Origin of the sequence: Caballeronia sp. LZ024, assembly GCF_031451455.1 — a bacterium.
Classification (GTDB): Bacteria; Pseudomonadota; Gammaproteobacteria; order Burkholderiales; family Burkholderiaceae; genus Caballeronia; species Caballeronia telluris.
Map to the genome: position 1 here is coordinate 1 of NZ_JARUXL010000028.1, position 2,277 is coordinate 2,277.

Here is a 2,277-nt window from a genome sequence, read left to right on the forward strand (position 1 = left end):
CGGTGCAGTGTGCGAAACCAAAACGTGGTGCGCAATGCGTCAAAAGGCAGCGCATCCGTACGAAAGGAAGCGCTGGTCTGAGTCGGAATTCCATGCGCACTGCGGCACTTGTGAACATGCGGCCTTGCGCCTCTGGAGTCCTTCTCCCGCCGTTCAACCTCATCTGAGCGGCCCCTCGCGGTAGAGTCTTCGCGAAGACAGCTTTGGCGAAAGAGGGCCCTTTTGCCGAGGCGTTCGCGCGTTATTTACGAAGCGCCGGCCGGTCTGAGACGTATATCCAGCGCGGGTGGGCGACGGGCACAATTTAATGTCCGAAGTCCGCTCGCCGTTCAGAATCCAATAACCGATTCATAAAAGTTTCGATCACCGAAACCAAGTAAAAGCGCTTGGAATTTTTCACACGCCTCTCGAAAGCGATCGTTCGTTTTGTTTATGGATAGGCATTAGTCTCCGCGCGACAGCCCCCAGTCGGCGCATTCAAACAAAAGAGGTCAAGACCAGAACCGCCCAAGGACGTAATTTTTACCTGAAAATTATTCGAACGGTCGTGTTAAAGAGATCTAACCACGGTAAACCCGGATTAATATGCGTTTCATAAGCATGTTTCAATCATTTCCAGATCGACAAAAGTTGGTGATTTCCAGGCGCCCGTCTTATGCGTAATAACTACGGTGGCTCACATGTGCGAAACCTTCTTGAGATGGATCATCGCAGGCGACGCAGCGTTGATCGCCATCGCCATGGTATTCGACCATTACATTCGCGAGCGCCGAGGCGATCGCATTCTGCGAGGCTTGAGAGAAAAAGGATCGGCTCTCGGGATAAGTCTTCGCAATTAACGCTGATTGATAGACCGTCATATGAATGTGTATGAGCTGAAGAGGAAAGAACTTATGCACTTAGAAACTGTTGTCAATTATCTTGAAATGTCGCGAAGCGATAGAACGTCTGGCGCCAGTTGCATTATCTTCAGCTCCGTATATTGGAGATCGCGGGTGCTCGCGATTCGCGGCTCGAATTCAGAGGCTGATATTGAAACGAGAACGCGAAAACTTCTCGATCGCTTATCAGCGCTCATGGAACGTTGAAGGTACGGTGCCGTCGCTTGCGCGCGTGACCACAAGGCGCTTTCGGATACAGAGACGCCCGGGCGCGACTGCTGCGTCTGTCTAACAGGAGAACGGCGATGCTGGCCGTGCGTAGGCCGATGGCCGTAGGAACGGCACGATTCGCAATCGCAATGTCTCAGTACTCCGAGAAGCACCTATTGCACAAAAGCGGTTAACCCTTGGCAAGCTCTGCCGTTCGTCTCGTTGCATCGTTGTTCAGTTCTTCGGTCTCTTTGCTTGAAAAGAAGACGCTCTGCTGGCTGCCGAAGTTAGCTGTCTAACATGCGGCGCTCATTGCGGCGATGGGCGTCGCGCCTGACCCATATCACAAACTCCAAGGACGACCGATGAGTACTATGATTTTCTATCACCGTGGGGCTGCCTTCACGCCACTTTGCACTCGGGTTGGCAGGACCTTCGTCGCGACCGCCTCGATTCTCGAAGAGGACGGCAATGTGATGTCCTTGGGTAAGCTTGGCGTGTTCGCGAGCAAGAAGGGCGCGTTGACTTTCGCCGTCCGATGCGCCGCTGCATTCATCGATGGCGAGGATATGCCGTTACCTCCCTTCCAGTCCGATTTTGGTTCACTGACCGCGAGAACGCCAGAGTCCGCCGCAGCAGAAGAGCAAACACAATCGGAGCCAATATTGCAACACCCGACGGACTTGATGAATAGGGCGACTTCTGTACCGACTGAATGCCGCGAACTGCGGCCGTCGCCTCGAACTGACAACCCGTCAGAGGGGAGAATGACCGTCGTCGATCGTCGCGTAGACATCCTTCCGTAAGTCTTCATCGGCCTGTCGAACGCCAAATGGCACCTACTGAAGCGCCTGATCAACGGCGATACTCGAATGAGGAAATCGGAAAACCGCCGGCCAATGTGAAAGACAGGGTCGATGGCCGTTGCATCTCGGAAGCCGCCATTCGGGCCTGGTTGGATCGAGTGGCCGAAATGGGTCGGGTTGCGTCGGACCGCTCTTCAAGTTCATCGCCGGAAAGCGGCCACCGGAATCCCGCTTCCGGGAAGCGGCCAGTCACCTTAGATGACGCACCCTGTTTGTCGTGTTTGTCGGATACGCAGGCCAGGGATTGATGCGACGCATTGCACGTGGGTGATCTCGCCAGGCGTCGCTGCACGAGGTGCCGGCAACCTTCTGGGGATCCT

Annotated in this window: 1 protein-coding gene; it reads left to right on the forward strand. The window is 54.7% G+C overall.

What is annotated here, in order from left to right; all coding sequences use genetic code 11:
- The first annotated feature begins 1,456 nt into the window (after window positions 1–1,456).
- Entirely contained in the window at window positions 1,457–1,897 is a 441-nt protein-coding gene (locus QCE48_RS31525; protein WP_309788730.1) for a hypothetical protein, read from the forward strand.
- Window positions 1,898–2,277: the final 380 nt, after the last annotated feature.

Excerpts from the sequence above, each read along its gene's own strand:
- QCE48_RS31525 (WP_309788730.1), top strand. The coding sequence starts at position 1,457 with ATGAGTACTATGATTTTCTATCACCGTGGGGCTGCCTTCACGCCACTT.